General features: G+C 40.6%; 15 protein-coding genes. 4 read left to right on the top strand and 11 right to left on the bottom strand.

The genetic code is table 11. The features are described 5' to 3' along the window. Window positions 1–112: 112 nt before the first annotated feature. Window positions 113–1,492, bottom strand: a complete 1,380-nt coding sequence (gene cysS / locus J8Z28_RS05720) for a cysteine--tRNA ligase (protein ID WP_055021714.1) — start codon at window positions 1,490–1,492, stop codon at window positions 113–115. A gap of 177 nt (window positions 1,493–1,669) precedes the next feature. Here cysS and J8Z28_RS05715 point away from each other — a divergent pair, with 177 nt between their 5' ends. Genes J8Z28_RS05715 through J8Z28_RS05705 form a run of 3 tightly spaced genes read left to right on the top strand, consistent with a single transcriptional unit; the run spans window position 1,670 to window position 3,798 of the window. After that, complete coding sequence (locus J8Z28_RS05715; protein ID WP_054562080.1) at window positions 1,670–2,161, top strand: peptidylprolyl isomerase; 492 nt, start codon at window positions 1,670–1,672, stop codon at window positions 2,159–2,161. 54 nt (window positions 2,162–2,215) lie between these two features. Beyond that, complete coding sequence (locus tag J8Z28_RS05710; protein ID WP_054562081.1) at window positions 2,216–2,950, top strand: UDP-2,3-diacylglucosamine diphosphatase; 735 nt, start codon at window positions 2,216–2,218, stop codon at window positions 2,948–2,950. A gap of 50 nt (window positions 2,951–3,000) precedes the next feature. Further along, window positions 3,001–3,798: a type 2 periplasmic-binding domain-containing protein gene (locus J8Z28_RS05705; protein WP_054562082.1), complete on the top strand. Its 798-nt coding sequence runs from the start codon at window positions 3,001–3,003 to the stop codon at window positions 3,796–3,798. Here J8Z28_RS05705 and J8Z28_RS05700 read toward each other — a convergent pair. From J8Z28_RS05700 to miaE, 3 genes are all read right to left on the bottom strand, one after another. After that, complete coding sequence (locus J8Z28_RS05700; RefSeq protein ID WP_055021715.1) at window positions 3,791–5,692, bottom strand: sensor histidine kinase; 1,902 nt, start codon at window positions 5,690–5,692, stop codon at window positions 3,791–3,793. The two genes, J8Z28_RS05705 and J8Z28_RS05700, sit on opposite strands and share 8 nt — an antisense overlap. Before the next feature lie 26 nt (window positions 5,693–5,718). Continuing rightward, complete coding sequence (locus J8Z28_RS05695) at window positions 5,719–7,920, bottom strand: EAL domain-containing protein (RefSeq protein WP_250660057.1); 2,202 nt, start codon at window positions 7,918–7,920, stop codon at window positions 5,719–5,721. 223 nt (window positions 7,921–8,143) lie between these two features. Then, the gene (gene miaE / locus J8Z28_RS05690) at window positions 8,144–8,902 is read right to left on the bottom strand and encodes a tRNA isopentenyl-2-thiomethyl-A-37 hydroxylase MiaE (RefSeq protein WP_055198063.1); all 759 of its coding nucleotides are present in this window, start codon (window positions 8,900–8,902) and stop codon (window positions 8,144–8,146) included. A gap of 230 nt (window positions 8,903–9,132) precedes the next feature. Here miaE and J8Z28_RS05685 point away from each other — a divergent pair, with 230 nt between their 5' ends. After that, window positions 9,133–9,732: a Yip1 family protein gene (locus tag J8Z28_RS05685; RefSeq protein WP_054553157.1), complete on the top strand. Its 600-nt coding sequence runs from the start codon at window positions 9,133–9,135 to the stop codon at window positions 9,730–9,732. An 82-nt stretch (window positions 9,733–9,814) separates the two neighbouring features. Here J8Z28_RS05685 and purF read toward each other — a convergent pair whose 3' ends face one another. The 7 genes from purF to J8Z28_RS05650 all read right to left on the bottom strand — a co-directional run bounded on the left by purF (window position 9,815) and on the right by J8Z28_RS05650 (window position 16,424). Next, window positions 9,815–11,341 (bottom strand): amidophosphoribosyltransferase, encoded by a 1,527-nt coding sequence (gene purF / locus J8Z28_RS05680; protein WP_054562087.1) that lies wholly within the window; start codon window positions 11,339–11,341, stop codon window positions 9,815–9,817. Window positions 11,342–11,359: 18 nt separating this feature from the next. Continuing rightward, window positions 11,360–11,854, bottom strand: a complete 495-nt coding sequence (locus tag J8Z28_RS05675) for a CvpA family protein (RefSeq protein WP_036969851.1) — start codon at window positions 11,852–11,854, stop codon at window positions 11,360–11,362. 311 nt (window positions 11,855–12,165) lie between these two features. Next, complete coding sequence (locus tag J8Z28_RS05670; protein WP_054562088.1) at window positions 12,166–12,819, bottom strand: SPOR domain-containing protein; 654 nt, start codon at window positions 12,817–12,819, stop codon at window positions 12,166–12,168. An 11-nt stretch (window positions 12,820–12,830) separates the two neighbouring features. Beyond that, entirely contained in the window at window positions 12,831–14,096 is a 1,266-nt protein-coding gene (folC, locus tag J8Z28_RS05665; RefSeq protein WP_054562089.1) for a bifunctional tetrahydrofolate synthase/dihydrofolate synthase, read from the bottom strand. 25 nt (window positions 14,097–14,121) lie between these two features. After that, window positions 14,122–14,997 (bottom strand): acetyl-CoA carboxylase, carboxyltransferase subunit beta, encoded by an 876-nt coding sequence (accD, locus tag J8Z28_RS05660; protein ID WP_055021719.1) that lies wholly within the window; start codon window positions 14,995–14,997, stop codon window positions 14,122–14,124. 158 nt (window positions 14,998–15,155) lie between these two features. Next, a complete protein-coding gene (gene truA, locus J8Z28_RS05655) occupies window positions 15,156–15,950 on the bottom strand; it encodes a tRNA pseudouridine(38-40) synthase TruA (RefSeq protein ID WP_055198038.1) in 795 nt (264 codons plus the stop codon). 141 nt (window positions 15,951–16,091) lie between these two features. After that, the gene (locus J8Z28_RS05650; protein WP_054553163.1) at window positions 16,092–16,424 is read right to left on the bottom strand and encodes a Na+/H+ antiporter subunit G; all 333 of its coding nucleotides are present in this window, start codon (window positions 16,422–16,424) and stop codon (window positions 16,092–16,094) included. Between the last annotated feature and the right edge of the window lie 4 nt (window positions 16,425–16,428).

Below are 16,428 nucleotides of genomic sequence, written 5' to 3'. Positions count from 1 at the left end.
GATGGCAAGGTAAAAGCTCAAGTACAGTTGAGGTCAATAGCTATATTGATTAAAAACAAAAAAGGTTGCCTCGTTGGCAACCTTTTTTATTGAGTTATGCTTCGATGAATAGTTAGGCTTTACGCCATGTTGTTTTTCCAGCTGAATCTTCAAGTACCACACCAAGCGCATTCAATGCATCGCGTGCTTCATCAGCTGCCGCCCAATCTTTGCTTGCGCGGGCTTCGTTACGTTTTGCTATTAACGCTTCGATATGTGCTACTTCGTCGTCAGCTTGGCCACCTTGTAAAAAGGCTTCTGGGTCTTGTTGTGCTACCCCTAATACCTCAGCAACACTGCGTAGTACATAAGCTAGCTTACCTGCTTGCTCTGCATCGCTATCTTTAACACGGTTTAGCTCTTTTGCTAATTCAAATAATACTGGTAGTGCTTCAGGTGTGTTAAAGTCATCATCCATCGCTTTTCTGAATTTAGCCACATATTCATTGCTAGCTAAATCGCACTCGATTGGCGTTACGCCACGCAATGCAGTGTAAATACGTTCAAGTGACGAACGTGCTTGCTCAAGGTTTTCTTGCGAATAGTTAAGCTGGCTACGGTAATGACCTGAAATTAAGAAATAACGAACTGATTCAGCATCGTATTCTTTTAAAACGTCACGTACGGTAAAGAAGTTGTTTAAAGACTTAGACATCTTCTCTTTATTAACCTGAACCATACCTGTGTGGATCCACGTATTAACGTACTTGCCGTTATTTGCACAGCATGACTGAGCAATTTCGTTTTCATGGTGCGGGAACTGTAAATCTGAACCACCACCGTGAATATCAAAGTGCTCACCTAAGTGCTTAGAACTCATTGCCGAACATTCAATATGCCAACCAGGACGACCCTCACCCCATGGTGAAGACCATGACGGCTCACCTGGCTTGGCTTTTTTCCAAAGCACGAAATCAAGTGGATCTTGCTTATCTTGTGCAACTTCAACACGAGAGCCAGCTTGTAGCATGGTTAGGTCTTGTTGTGATAAAGCACCGTACTGCTCAAAGGTTGATACATCAAACAATACATCACCGTCTGCAGCAACATACGCATGGCCTTTGGCAATTAAACGCTCAACCATAGCGATTATTTCATCCATGTGGTTTGTTACTGTTGGCTCAACATCCGGACGCAGCATATTTAAGCTGTCGAAATCTTCATGCATGGCTTTGGTCATACGAGTCGTTAAATCATTAATTGACTCACCATTTTCGTTAGCACGTTTAATGATTTTGTCGTCAACATCAGTGATGTTACGAACGTATTTTAAATCGTAACCGATGTGGCGTAGGTAACGCACAATCACGTCAAAACCAACGAAAGTACGAGCATGACCAATGTGACAGTAATCATAAATGGTGATACCACACACGTACATGTCGATTTTGCCATCAACAAGGGGTTTAAACTGCTCTTTTTGTCGCGTAAGTGTGTTGTAAATTTGTACCATTTATAAAATGTCCTTAACGGTGTTTCGAGATTCTCTATGGTAACACTTGCAAAGCCGCTGCTCTAGCGCTTTATCAATTGAATAAGCACTTTGTTAATCGTTTTAAACAAGCTCTTTGTTAATCAAAGACAACTACTATAAAATAGCCCCATTATTAAACCTGATATAGGAAACCTCATGGTTGTACTACACACAAACTTTGGTGACATCACTATCAAGATGCACGAAAGCGATGCACCAAACACAGTTAAAAACTTCTTAGAGTATGCGAATGCTGGCTTTTACAACGGTACTATCTTTCACCGTGTAATTGATGGCTTCATGGTACAAGGCGGTGGTTTTGAGCCGGGTATGGTTCAAAAAGAAGTAAACAACCCAATCGAAAACGAAGCAAACAACGGCCTTGCAAATAAAGTGGGCACATTAGCAATGGCACGTACGCCGGATCCACATTCAGCAACTGCGCAGTTCTTCATTAACGTTAACGACAATGACTTCTTAAACTTCAGCAGTGAAACATCACAAGGCTGGGGCTACTGCGTGTTCGCAGAAGTTGTTGAAGGTATGGACGTGGTAAACAAAATCAAAGGTGTTGCTACTGGCAGCGCTGGCTTCCACCAAGACGTACCTCTTGAAGATGTAATCATCGAAAAAGTAACGGTTAGCTAATTTAATCGTTTAGTCTTTTTAAGCGGGCCTTTGCCCGCTTTTTTGCGAGTAACCATGAAACAAAGTTATTTTATTGCCGACCTCCATTTAACAGAAAACCGCCCAGACATCACTGCGGCATTTTTTGATTTTCTTGATAGCAAGATTATTAATGATGACGTTGATGCACTGTATATTTTGGGTGACTTTTTTGAAGTATGGGTAGGTGATGACTATCAAACTGACCTTTCAAAGAGTGTTGCCGCACGTTTAAGCCAAGTCAGTGAAAGTGGTACTGAGGTGTTTTTTATTCATGGTAATCGCGATTTCATTATGCGAGAAGACTATGCAAAAAGCGCAAGTATGACTTTACTACCTGAACAAGTTGTTATTGATTTATACGGTACTCCAACAGTTATCTTGCACGGTGATGAAATGTGCACTCAAGATATTGAATATCAAAAGTTTCGTAAAAAAAGCCGTGGTTGGTGGTGGCCAAAACTAATGCTTGCTATGCCGCTTTGGTATCGTAAGAAGATTGCCCGCAACGCCCGCGAAAAATCAAAACAAAGCCAAGCTGGCAAAGCCTTAGAGATTTTAGATGTTACCGAAGATGCGGTTTTAGCCATGTTTGAAAAGCATCAGGTTGCTAATATGATCCACGGTCATACTCACCGCCCTAATGTGCATCACTATAAGCAAAATGGAAAAACACTAACCCGCACTGTACTGGGTGACTGGTATGAGCAAGGTTCATACTTAAGAGCTACTCCAGAGCAGCAAAAACTAGTCCATACGCCCTTTAAATAGCCGATATTTTAACTATGCTTTAACCAGTATTGTCAAAAAATGCATTATCTATGATGAGTCGGTTAAGCCTTTTATGTTGTTGTTTACTATTTAGCTTTTCAATCAATTGCCAAACTTGGCAATTGGTCACAGAGCCGTTTCCTCCTTATTTTATTGATAAGCCAAACAAGCCGGGCTGGCTGCACGAAGTCATCATCGCAGCACTGAAAACACAAAAACATCAAGCCACCATTGAATACACCCACTGGGGACGTGCTCTAAAGCTTGCCAAACGCCATAAACGTGTTGCAGTGCTAGGTGCTTTTTATACCAAGCAAAGAGCAAAAAATTTTACATATTCACCTTCATTAGCTACCGCACATACCGTGTTATTCAAGCGTGTTGATAGCAAAATTACCTACACAGGCTCTTTGTATTCATTAAAGCCATATACAATTAGCAAGGGTGAAGACTATGTGGTTAGTGAGCAATTTGAGCACCACCCAAACCTTAGCGTAGTAACAACGGGTAGCTTGGTTGAGAGCTTATTGCTATTAAAGCATGGTCGTGTTGATTTAGTTGCAGGCACAAAAGAGGTTGCCTTGTATTGGCTCGATAATAGCGAGCGCTTACAGCAAGCAAAGCAAACAGAATTAGAAATAGTTACCCCCTATCTTGCTACTCAACACTTACATGTGATTACTGATAAAAATCACCCTCAGGCTGAGTATTTCCAACAAAATTTATCTTTAGGTCTTAAAGCAATTACGGCGTCAGGCAAGCTTTTAGAGATACTGAAGCATTATGAACTGAATGAAAAAGAAATTAGTCACATTACGCAACTATATGAAAAAACCTATGCTAACTAATTTTGTTCTTTTTCAAGCGTGGCAAGGTTATCTTAAACTGCGTTGCGATTCCTTCAGGTAGGTCTTTGCTTGCAACTAGCTGGATTTTTCCGTTAAGAACACTCGTAACCCATTCATGCACAAGGTACAAACCTAACCCTGTATGACCATGGTTTCTAGATGTAGTCACGAAGGGGTCAAATAAGTTACTACGCAAAGAGTCATCAATCCCACAACCATTATCAGAAACGCTAATACAAAGGTCACCTTGTTGATTTAAATGTACATGCAATTGAATTTGTTTGTTATCAAGCTCGTCAAAGGCGTGAGAAATTGCATTAACGATTAAACTCTCAATAACCTGAGAGATAATCCCAGGGCGACTAACAATGTCTTTTTTGACATCGATTTTAGTTTCTATGGTTACTTTTGAAGCTTTAAAGCGGGATTTTAAACCAAGTAGTAGATCATCGATGACTTTTTCGATATTAAAGCTAATATATTGATCGTTTGACCGATCATGGGCCATTTCTTTAAAGCTCTTCACATGATCAATAGCCTTCTCTAAATTTACTCTTGAAAGCCTTAAATTATCGGCAACTTTTTCTACGCTTGATTCTAAAAACTGCTTAGTAAAGCCTTCATCTATTTTATCTTTGAGTTGTTGATTAATTAATTGTGCATTCGATAGTGAAATAGCAGCACCACCCAGTGGCGTATTCATTTCGTGGGCTACACCAGACACCATTAAACCGAGTGATGACAACCTTTGTGCTTCAATGAGTTCACCTTGTAGTTGATGCTGCTGTTTTATGTAGCGTTGTAACTTACTATTGGCTGTAAGCAGCTCCTGCTGTTCGTGTTCTAAGTGCGCTCTGGCTTTTATAATCTTACGTTGATCTCGATAACTGCGTTTCAGATATAAACCAGAAATTAATATCAAACTAATAGCACAAGCTAAAGCGATAATAAAAGATCGTAAGATAATCTCGTTTTGTACAGAATCATCCGCCTTTACCAGTACAATAATATCGTTTGTACCATTTGCGCTATTATTACCTAAGGTCATTTTTAAAAAACTAGTTGCATGACTGTGCGATGCAATAAGATCCTGATATTTCGGCAGTTGGGCGATTACTTGCCATAATGAGCTATCTTCATTTCTGAGTGTCAGCATAGGTTGCTCCAGCATAAACCCCCACTCTTTATCTTTGTGTGGATGTAACAACCAATAACCTTCGCCATTAATTAATTGTATTTGTGCTTGTAAGGTGCTGAGTGACTTTATTTGCTGTAAAGTTTTCGACAGGTCAAAATTGACAACCACTAACCCATCTAGAATAAAATCATCGCTTGTGGTTCGGTAAGATGCTCTTAATGTTGGTTCATACGGTGTAACAACTGCGCCACGCTCTACATTTAAATCTATTGGCGTGATATAAACTTCACCCTTCCTGTGCTCCATCCCCTCGGTAAAATAATAACGGCTACTTTTATTTTGTAACTGTTTTGTTGGTACTCGCTCCGCTTGCCCTGCTTTAAAGTTAACCCGATACCTTTCTTGGCCTTCACTATCTAGCCAACGTATTTGAGAAATGTTTTCTGCGGCTAAACCAAAGTTCACAAAATGGGTTTGTATTTGATGCTCAAGTAATGCGCTTTCACCACTTTGCTTTAATATATCATCGGCCACCAGCAACTTAACAACTTTACGTACATCACCAAGCTCCCTGCTTAGGGTATTGTGAGCGGCAAGTAAGGTATTATCTTGCAAAAGCATGACACTACTTTTTTGTATTTGGTATTGAATCACATAAACCATCAAGCTAATTAATAAGCTAACAGCAACCATGACCATAAATTTAAAAAGTAGACTTTTTTTCAGTGGCTTATATTGGCTTGTTACTTCTACCATAAAAGTTAATTAGACCTGCCCTTTAGTCACTGCAATGCATCATCATAAAACATGGGTTTTGCGTAATAGTAGCCCTGGCCTATATTACACCCCGCCTCAATAAGCCAGTTGTGTTCGGCTTCTGTTTCAATACCCTCTGCTGTTACTGCAAAGCCAAATTTTTCTGCCAGCAACATTATCATTTCGATAATGTGTTGGTTAGATTTTGACTCTTGAATATCGGTTACAAAGCAGCGATCTATTTTTATTATCTGCGCAGGAATTTCACTAATATGGGCAAGTGACGAATAGCCAGTACCAAAGTCATCAATACTAATTTTTATACCCAAGCCCGCAAAACGACATAAACATGTATTGATCTTTTCATAGTTAAAAATTGCTTGGGTCTCTGTTACTTCAAGCTCAAGTAACGAAGGTGAAATGCCATATTCCTCAATACGTGCCGCAATCTCAACAAAGTAATCATCGGCTAACAAATCAAACGTAGAGGCATTAAACGCGATTGGCAAACTAACGCCCTGCTCTGCAAATTGCTTAATCGTCTGCATTATTTTATCGAAAATAAGTTTATCTAACTCACTAATAAGTCCTGCAGTTTCGGCAAGTTCAATAAACTCATCGGGTCTGACAAATGTTCCATCACCTCTTTGCCATCGCGCCAGAGCTTCAAAACCAATGACTTCATTAGTGGTTAAATTAACCTTGGGTTGTAGGGCTACTTGGAGCTCTTTGTTGCGTATTGCGGTGCGCAGCTCTTGCATCAATTCATAGCGCCGTGTAATCGCTTTGGTATTATCTAACGTATAATAGAGAAGCTCAGCTCTTTGTGTGTTTTCATCATTAAGAGTAGACTCTGCTAAATTGAATATTTGCTCTGCGCTATGATCTTCAAAGGCGATTAATTGCATAACTAAAATACGCACATCTAAATACTGTTTTACCCCATCAATTTCAAAAGATTGACGTTTTAAAGAGTCAACAACGCTTTCATCTTCAAATGCATGGCTTGACACTAAAACACCTAAACAATCACTTTTAAAAACAGCGATACGAGGGTGATACGGCGCTAAGGCTTGCAAAATATTCTCGCGCATTTTTAGATGTGTTTTTTTACAAAATTCATGACCAAACCGAAAAGACTTTTCGTCAAACTGAAGTATCTCAAACACCACTAACTGAGTTTCAGCTTGTTCGTATTTGTTCATGTTATCGATTTCGCGCTGGAGCCAGTTCCTGTTGGGCATGTTTAGCGTTATATCGGTGTAAGCAAGCTCAGTAAGGCGGTTCATCAGTGCAATATTCGAAAAGCCTGTACTGACATTTTCACTAAATACCTTTAGTAAAAATACATTATGCTCGTCGATGGGAACATCTGATTTAACAATCGTGATGTAATAGCTAACATCAACATCAGCGGTATCAAAATAAAAAACACTGTAATGCTCAGAAAACACATGCTCTTTTTTATCTCTTGCTAAAATATACGATTGCTGTGCTTCTTCACTGAGCACATCAGTGCTGAGCTCTTTACCATCAAGCCCTCTGTAACAACCGACACTAGTAAGAACTTTTGGGTGTTTATCAACGTGCTTTTCATTGCCAACGCATAATACGCCGCCTCCCTTAGATAGATGCAAAATTTTACCTATTTCATCTAGCACCGCATGAGAAAATGCACGTATGTCGTGTTTACTATTAATGCTTCTTGCCGCATCAAGTACTAACTGCAGTCCTTGTTTGGCATTTGAGATTTGCGAAATATATTGATACGTACGAAGATGGCTACTAACGATAGATTTAAGTTTATCTACCGTCATGTCAGACTTATTCCAATATTCGTCAATATCAAGCGATTGCATTACTTGTGGTTCGGGGGCAAAGCTTGGCTGCCCTGTTAATAGCACTATGCGTATATCGTTGTTGCCTAATACGTGGCGAATAGTATTCACAAGTCGTAGGCCTGAATCATCTTCTTCCATTACCACATCAAGAAATACAATAGCGATGTCTTTGTGACGCGATAACACAGACGATGCCTCTGACACTGAATTTGCCGTTAATACCTCAAGAGACTCATTGTTATCTAGAGATATGGCATTAAAACTGTTTAGTAATGCTTGTTGATAATTTAAGTCGTCTTCAACCGTTAAAACTTTCCATGTTTTTTGAGTATGCGATTGTTCAGAAGCATCTTCTTTAAACTCGAAAGGCACATTAGAATCACGCATGACTTCTCCTTTTAACAACTTATGATTCTATCTTACGAATGTTAATAGCAACCTAGGTCAAAGGTAGTGCAAGATTTTAAAAGATACAAATTATTTACTAAAACAATAAATGAATAAGTATTAGAAAAGTAATGAGAATTAGTTAATTTGAATAGGGGTAAAACCCACTAATTTGGCAAGATAAATGAACTAGAGCGCCAAACAGGCGCTCTGATTTAATATATTATGCAGGCACACCGCTGTGAAATTTAAAGTCTTCATCTGGGGTTGAAATAAGCTCAGCTTCAAGTTGACCAAAAAATTCAACACGCTCAGTAATATCAAACTCACTGATTTCTTGCGCAAGAGTTAAATAATCTTGGTAATGACGCGCTTCAGAGCGCAGTAGTGAGATATAAAAATCACCTAAGCGTTTATCAACATGTGGGGCTAATTTAGCAAAGCGCTCACATGAACGAGCTTCAATATAAGCACCGATAATTAACTTATCTACCAAGGCATCTGGCTCGTATGTTTTTACATGGCGCAGCATCCCTTTGGCATAACGGCATGGGGTAATACTTTTATATTCAATACCATATTCATCCATGATCTCAAGGACTTGATAAAAGTGATGTAGTTCTTCTTTAATGAGCATCACCATTTTATCAATGAGATCTTGCCCATAAGGTGAGTTAGATTTTGGGATCATTGATTTAGTCAGCTTGTTTTTATCTGCAAGCTCACGCCAATCTCCTTCTCGCTTATATACAAGCGTCTCAAATGGTTTTAACCACTCAAGCAACGCATCACTACTTTCTTTATCAACCGCGTACTTACGAATTAAAAACATGGCAGACTGAGCTGCTTTTAATTCACAGATAAGGTGGTCGATTAAAACCACATCTAAGTTTTCTTTTTTGGTTGCCGCAGCAATCCACTCATCAGGCGTTTCGCACTCTAAAAAAGAATGAATGGGCGCTAATAAATCAGAATAAGGCACTGAATAACTTCTCATCTAAAATCTTAATTGGATTTTATCACATAAATTAGCCCACGTTCCATGACCCACATCAGTGCAAAGTAATTTTCTATATGCACTAAAGAGTTACATTTAATCGGCTATATCGATTATTTCAGCTTCTTGACAAGACTTAATTACTGAACCATAACTTAATCAAAGCTGTACAAAAATAAAACAGCTCATATTCCTTTTTTACAGGGGCAATGATTATGATTCTAAACCACTTATGGGGCTTATACGCTCACCCACTCGAAGAATGGCAAACAATTGATAACCGTCACGAAAGCTTGCGCTATAGCTTATCGCACATTTTATTAATCGCCTGTATTCCTTCATTAATGGGCTACTATTCATCAGTTTATTTGGGCTGGAGTATTGGCGCAGGTGAGGCTGTATATTTAACCCATGATAGTGCATTACTTATCGCGGTTGCGATGTACTTTGCACTAATTGCGGGCGTTTTTGCACTGGCATATTTAGCTCATTGGATGGCAGTGACCTTTGGTGCAAAACCCACCTTTACACAAACCCTAGAGCTTGCAGCTTATACTGCAACGCCGGTATTTATGTCTTCATTTGCGGCATTCTTACCTGAACTATGGTTTGTGGTATGTGTAGGCCTTGTAGCACTGGCCTACTCAGTTTACTTACTCTACACAGGGGTGCCAATTTTAATGCACATTCCTGAAGAGCGAGGATTTATCTATGCCAGTTCAGTAGTCACCTGTGGGCTGATCTTACTGGTAATTATTTTAGCTGCGACAGCTATTTTATGGACTAACGGAATTGTCCACCCTATGTTTACTTAAGTTCATTGTTATTTTCCTTTCTTTCCATAAACAAAAAAGGAGCTGTGAAGCTCCTTTTTTATACCAATCAAATCAAGGCTGATTAATCAGCGCTGTTTTCTTCTTGGTTATGTAACTCTAAACTTGCTGACATCGCATTTTCACGAGTTGATTTCGCTGAATCATTACGTAAACGGTCAATGTGGTTTAGGTAATCTTGGTCGATATCACCTGTGATGTATTGACCATCAAATACTGATGTTTCAAAACGGGTGATTTCTGGGTTTTCTTGGCTTACTGCTGAGATTAAATCATCTAGCGATTGATAGATAAGACCATCTGCACCAATGCTGGCGTTGATATCTTCAACTTCACGGCCATGAGCAATTAGCTCTGCTGCCGATGGCATATCAATACCGTAAACGTTCGGGAAACGAATCTCTGGCGCTGCTGATGCGAAGTAAACGTTCTTCGCACCTGACTCACGAGCCATTTCAACGATTTGCGCTGACGTTGTACCACGAACAATTGAGTCATCAACAAGTAATACGTTTTTACCTTTGAACTCACGGTCAATGGCATTCAGTTTTTGACGAACTGACTTCTTACGCATTTCTTGGCCTGGCATGATAAACGTACGGCCAATGTAGCGGTTTTTAACAAAACCTTGGCGGTATGGCAGGTTAAGAGCTGATGCAATCTCAAGTGCTACGTCACATGATGTTTCTGGGATTGGAATAACCACATCGATGTCTTTGTCAGCCCATTCACGTGCGATTTTCTCACCTAACTTAGTACCCATGTTTACACGTGTTGCATAAACAGACATACGGTCAATTGTTGAGTCTGGGCGCGCAAAGTAAACAAACTCAAAGATACACGGCGAGTAAGTTGCTTTTTCAGCACACGCTTGTGAGAAAAGTTGACCATCTTCAGTTACGTAAATTGCTTCACCTGGTGCAACGTCACGAACAAACTCAAAGCCATCTGTTTTTAAAGCAACGCTTTCTGATGCAAACATGTACTCAGTACCATTTGCAGTTTCACGCTTACCAAATACTAATGGGCGAATACCGTTCGGATCACGAAACGCAACAATACCGTGACCAATGATCATTGCAATTGTTGCATAACCACCGGTTACTTTATTATTCACTTCAGTTACCGCTGTGAAGATATCTTCAGCATCAAGTTTTAGCTTGTTCGATTTACTTAATTCATGCGCCATGATGTTAAGTAAAATTTCAGAGTCAGATGTTGTATTAACATGACGGCGAGCTTCTGAAAATAATTGCTGCTTTAATGCTTCTGCGTTTGTTAAGTTACCATTGTGCGCAAGTGCGATACCAAATGGCGAGTTAACATAGAAAGGTTGCGCTTCAGACGAGCTAGAAGAACCAGCTGTCGGGTAGCGAACATGGCCAATACCAATTGTACCTTGCAGACGTTTCATATGGCGTGTATGAAATACATCTTTTACAAGGCCATTGGCTTTACGTAAGCTAAACGTGTTGTTTTCAATGGTAATGATGCCAGCTGCATCTTGACCGCGGTGTTGCAAAACAGTTAAGCCGTCATATAACGCCTGATTAACAGGAGAAGTTCCGACTATGCCAACGATACCACACATTAAATTTATCCTCGCCGATTAACGGTTTACAGAATTTAAAAAGCTCGAGTTGTTTTCGAGGTACGAGAAGAACCACTCAACAACAAAGCCAAATTCTGGAATCAAAATAGAGTTGCCCCACCAATGCGTATTAGGTGCACCGGTAAAAGCATCAAGAAAGAAGAGTAACGCGCTTACGACCAACACGCCACGAAGAGCACCAAACACTATGCCGAAAACACGGTCTGTGCCAGATAAACCAGTACGTTGTACAAGTTCACCTAAAATATAGTTTAGTAACCCACCCAACAGGAGTGTCGCAAAGAATAATATGGCTATTGCGGCTGCATTTCTTAAAAGGGGTTCTGAAATACTTGTTAGGAAGGATGCTAAATATTGGTAAAACAAACTAGAGATGATAAATGCGCCAGCCCATACAGCTAATGACATTGCTTCTTTTACAAAGCCACGTATTAAGCCGATGATAGTGGATAGTGCAATAATGCCAAGTATGGCGTAATCAACCCAGATCATAAGAACCAACTAGTCGTTAATTTGGGGCGCATTCTATACCCAAACCACCTGTGGATGCAAGAATTCAGCATGAGATAAAACGCATTTAGGCAAGGCATTGATTGTAGGGAGTGGTGTCCCCTTGTGAAAATCAATAACGCAGAATAAATGCGTTTTAGCCATGCCCTTCGGGCGCTTCACAGGGCTTCCACTACTGTGTTGTGGCAATTTGAAAGGTACCTACATTCCTGCATCGCCACGCCTTGTATTGAAAACCCTGTGATAGCGCTGAATCATGGATCTACAGGTGGTTTGGGTATTTGGATGCCAGATCATTTTGTAATTTCAAACTGAGTAACTTTGCCGTTTAACTTGGTTAACTGCTTTAACTCAGGAAGCTTACTTTCTAACTCTTTCTTGCTAAGTGAAGGACCTACAAAGACTTTTGTCAGTGTGCCGTTCGGGGTTTTAATTGGGCGAGTGAAGGTTTTGAAACCATTCGCTTTTAATTTTTCTTGTAGTGATTTCACATTAGGTGCGTGAGAAAAACTGCCCAGTTGAATAACATAAGCCATTTGTGTGAGGTTCTCTTCTGGCTTACGGGTTGGCTCAGGCGTTTTAGCAGCTGGCTTGGCAGGCTCTTGCACTGCAACTTTCGGCTCAGCTTTGTTAATTACCGGCTCATCAGTTGAAGCTTCAACCATTTGCGGTGCAGTATCAATTTGCTGGGTTTCATTTGCGACAAGATCAGCATCGTTTGCTTGCGTATCTTCAACCGGGATTTGCGAAGGTTGCTCGGCAGAGGCGACTTTATTATCAATCACCTCTTGCAAGTCTATCGTAGTGAACTCAGGGCGTTCAGGAATAGCTTTAAAGCCTTCTTTATAATGAACCTTCTCACCATCCAAAATGTTTGGAATGAAGACAATAGCCGCCACAACCACAATCGTGGTGCCTACTAAGCGATTAATAAACCCTGCGTTCACCGATTTCCTCTCTATTTTTTAAAGTAATTGATGGCTGCAGCCACAGTTATAAACGAACCGAACACAATCACTAACGTGTTTTCATCAACATTTGGTAATAACGTATCTAGCGCAGTTTCAACACTCTCATAGTGCGTACTAGGCGCTGTTGATGTGGTTTCGGCTAGTGCTTTAGCAAGATTCTCAACTTTGTCGCCACGAAAACAATCTAAGCTTGCTAACGACCACTGGTCAACAACATTTGCCACGGCCGACATTGCAGCCACTTTATCTTTATCTGCAAGCATAGCGACTAATGCATGAATTTTAAACCCTTGATCTTTATACACGCTTAATTTGCGTGCCAAATATCGAGCTGACTCAGGATTATGTGCAACATCGGTAAAAACAAGCGGCTGCTGACTTAAATGCTGAAAGCGCCCTTCTACAGTTAGATCCGCCAAGCAATCACGCACTTGTTGCTCACTTGGCAATAGCTCAAGTTTTGCAAGTAGGGTCAACGCGGTTGCTGCATTTTGACAAGGGATAGCGGGCTTAGCTAAGCGCCAATCGTTACCTTGGTACTGCCAGTTAAAGCCTTCATTATCTTCTGTGAATATGAAGTCTTGGCCCGATAGCACCATATCAGCGTTAATTTCATTACCATAATCAGTCACTGTATGCGGAATCGCTAAATCGCCAACAATAGCGGGTGTATTGGTACGGAAAATACCGGCTTTATCATACCCAACAAGTTCACGAGTATCACCTAGGTATTCTTTATGGTCTAAATCTATGGTGGTGATCACACAAGCATACGGATTCACGATATTAGTCGCATCAAAACGGCCACCCAGCCCCACTTCTAGCAGCACATAATCAACAGCGTGACGTTTGAAAATAGCCAGTGCGCCTAAGGTACCGTACTCAAAATAAGTAAGCTGCGTGTCACCACGGCCTTTTTCAAGCATATCGAAAGCATCAACATGGAATTGATCGTCAAGCTCTTGGCCATTAATACGTACACGCTCGTTGTACCGAATAAGATGCGGCGAAGCATAAGTACCGACACTGTAACCCTGTGCAAGTAATAAGCTTTCTAGGCAACGGGCTGTGGTCCCTTTACCGTTGGTGCCTGCAATTAGGATTATTTTGCTTGATGTATCGAGTAAGCCGACTTGGTTTGCCACGCGTTCTACGCGCTCTAAACCCATTTCGATATTAGCAGGGTGGACACTTTCTAAATAACAAAGCCAATCATCAAGGCTTGATGATTGGCTAGGAAGGATTTCTGTCATAGCGTTTAATCAGTTAAGCTGAAATTTACGCTACTCTATGCTCTTGTTCAGTAGAAGGCAAGTTCATAAATTTCGCTAAGATACGTGCAAGGGTGTCACGCATTTCACGACGGTCTACAATCATGTCGATTGCACCATGCTCTAGCAAGAATTCACTGCGTTGGAAACCTTCAGGAAGCGTTTCACGAACTGTTTGCTCAATTACGCGAGGACCCGCAAAACCGATAAGCGCTTTTGGTTCAGCAACGTTTACATCACCAAGCATTGCCAGTGATGCAGATACACCACCCATTGTTGGATCAGTTAATACTGAAATAAACGGTAAGCCTTTTTCGCTCATTTTTGCAAGTGCAGCACTTGTTTTAGCCATTTGCATTAATGACATAAGAGCTTCTTGCATACGTGCGCCGCCTGATGCAGAGAAACAAATAAGTGGCATGTCGTGCTCTAAACATTGATCTACAGCTTCAACAAAACGAGCACCTACTACTGACGCCATTGAACCACCCATAAACGAGAACTCAAAAGCAACAGCAGCAACAGGAATGCCTTTTAGGCGGCCTTTCATTGCTACAAGTGCGTCTTTCTCGCCACTTGCTTTTTGTGCTTGGGTAATACGGTCAGAGTATTTTTTAGAATCTTTAAACTTTAATACGTCTTTTGGTTCGTGCTCTGCACCAATTTCTTGCCGATCAGCATCATCTAAAAAGTTTTCAAGACGTTTACGGCCACTTAAACGCATGTGGTGATCACACTTAGGACACACGTTGAGTGCTTTTTCTAATTCTGCTTTATATAAAATTGAATCACAGTCTGTACACTTAGCCCAAACCCCTTCTGGGATTTCTTTACGACCTGACGATTTAGTCGTTTTAGGTAAGATTTTTTCTAACCAACTCATTTGCAACTCTCTTAATGCTGTTCTGTGTCGCAGTCTGTTTAATTGGAAACACTCGCTTGTGTTTCTGATAACAAATAAACAGACAGATTTTTTCAATTAAAACATGAATTACCCGCAGACGATATAAAAAACTGGTCTTAGTAGTAGTCTACTAAAGTCTAATTGTCTGAATCAGGTAAAAACAAAGGCCCTAATGGTGTTTTAGGAATGCCAAAATGTTCTGGGTAATCCACATCAACTAAGTAAAGGCCAGCGGCTTTTGCTGTTGCACTTGCCTTAGCGCGCTCTTTTAAATCGAGTAATTCTTTTAACCACACAGGTTCATGCTTATGAAGACCAATGTCCATCAAACACCCGGTGATGTTTCGTACCATGTGATGTAAAAACGCATTGGCTTTAATATCAATGATCACATAATCACCTTGGCGTTTTACCGATAAATGGTGAATAGTACGATTAGCTGTATTTGCTTGGCAGTGTAGTGCTCTAAACGAAGTAAAATCATGCTCACCTATTAAATACTGACAGGCTTCTTGCATTTTAGTTTCGTCTAATGGGTGATGAAAATGGGTCACCCCTTCACTCATGATAGCGCCGCGATAGGTGTAATTATAAATCACATAACGATAGCGACGTGCTGTGGCACTAAAACGAGCATGAAAGTCTTCGCTTACAGGCTTGGCAAAGCGAATAGCAATATCTTTTGGCAGTAAGGTATTCATACCCATCGTAAACGCGACCATTTCACGCTCAGCGTGAGTATCAAAATGGATCACTTGCCCGGTGCCATGTACACCCGCATCGGTGCGGCCTGCACAAACTATTTCGACTGGATGATTACAAATACGCGACAACGCCGTTTCTACTTCTTGTTGTACGCTATTGACGTGTGATTGACGTTGCCAACCACTGTAACGCGCGCCGTTGTACTCTACTCCAAGTGCTACTCGCATAATGCTCTATTTACCTACTGTACTAAATGACGGGGCATTTTATGCGATCTACGAGCGCAATAAAAGCCACTGTAGTAGATCACATTGTTCTGGTTACTCAGATATCACACCAATTCGCTTAACTATTATTGCGAGCTGGTATTAATCTTCTTCGATGTTATCGAGGCCCTTGGTGCCATCTTTAGCACGAAGCTTGTGGTGGATGGCTGATTTGATCAGCATATAGCCACTAATAGGTGCGGTGATCAGTAAGAAAATCGAAATCAAAATTTCTTTCACACTGATGCCATCGTGGGTGTAGCTAAAATACACCATGGCAGCAATTAGCAATGATGCCATGCCAAGCGTTGTTGCTTTAGTTGGACCATGTAAACGCATAAAAAAGTCAGGCATTTTCACAAGTCCGATTGAACCTATAAGAATAAAGCAACCACCAATTAATAATAAGATTGATACAATCCATTCACTCATCATTCGT

The organism is Pseudoalteromonas sp. SCSIO 43088 (assembly GCF_023650795.1).
GTDB lineage: Bacteria > Pseudomonadota > Gammaproteobacteria > Enterobacterales > Alteromonadaceae > Pseudoalteromonas > Pseudoalteromonas shioyasakiensis.
Note: the sequence above shows the minus strand (reverse complement) of the source record. Positions and strands in the feature narration are given on the sequence as shown.

Excerpts from the sequence above, each read along its gene's own strand:
- cysS (WP_055021714.1), bottom strand. The coding sequence starts at position 1,492 with ATGGTACAAATTTACAACACACTTACGCGACAAAAAGAGCAGTTTAAA.
- J8Z28_RS05715 (WP_054562080.1), top strand. The coding sequence starts at position 1,670 with ATGGTTGTACTACACACAAACTTTGGTGACATCACTATCAAGATGCAC.
- J8Z28_RS05710 (WP_054562081.1), top strand. The coding sequence starts at position 2,216 with ATGAAACAAAGTTATTTTATTGCCGACCTCCATTTAACAGAAAACCGC.
- J8Z28_RS05705 (WP_054562082.1), top strand. The coding sequence starts at position 3,001 with ATGATGAGTCGGTTAAGCCTTTTATGTTGTTGTTTACTATTTAGCTTT.
- J8Z28_RS05700 (WP_055021715.1), bottom strand. The coding sequence starts at position 5,692 with ATGGTAGAAGTAACAAGCCAATATAAGCCACTGAAAAAAAGTCTACTT.
- J8Z28_RS05695 (WP_250660057.1), bottom strand. The coding sequence starts at position 7,920 with ATGCGTGATTCTAATGTGCCTTTCGAGTTTAAAGAAGATGCTTCTGAA.
- J8Z28_RS05685 (WP_054553157.1), top strand. The coding sequence starts at position 9,133 with ATGATTCTAAACCACTTATGGGGCTTATACGCTCACCCACTCGAAGAA.
- purF (WP_054562087.1), bottom strand. The coding sequence starts at position 11,341 with ATGTGTGGTATCGTTGGCATAGTCGGAACTTCTCCTGTTAATCAGGCG.
- J8Z28_RS05675 (WP_036969851.1), bottom strand. The coding sequence starts at position 11,854 with ATGATCTGGGTTGATTACGCCATACTTGGCATTATTGCACTATCCACT.
- folC (WP_054562089.1), bottom strand. The coding sequence starts at position 14,096 with ATGACAGAAATCCTTCCTAGCCAATCATCAAGCCTTGATGATTGGCTT.
- accD (WP_055021719.1), bottom strand. The coding sequence starts at position 14,997 with ATGAGTTGGTTAGAAAAAATCTTACCTAAAACGACTAAATCGTCAGGT.
- truA (WP_055198038.1), bottom strand. The coding sequence starts at position 15,950 with ATGCGAGTAGCACTTGGAGTAGAGTACAACGGCGCGCGTTACAGTGGT.
- J8Z28_RS05650 (WP_054553163.1), bottom strand. The coding sequence starts at position 16,424 with ATGATGAGTGAATGGATTGTATCAATCTTATTATTAATTGGTGGTTGC.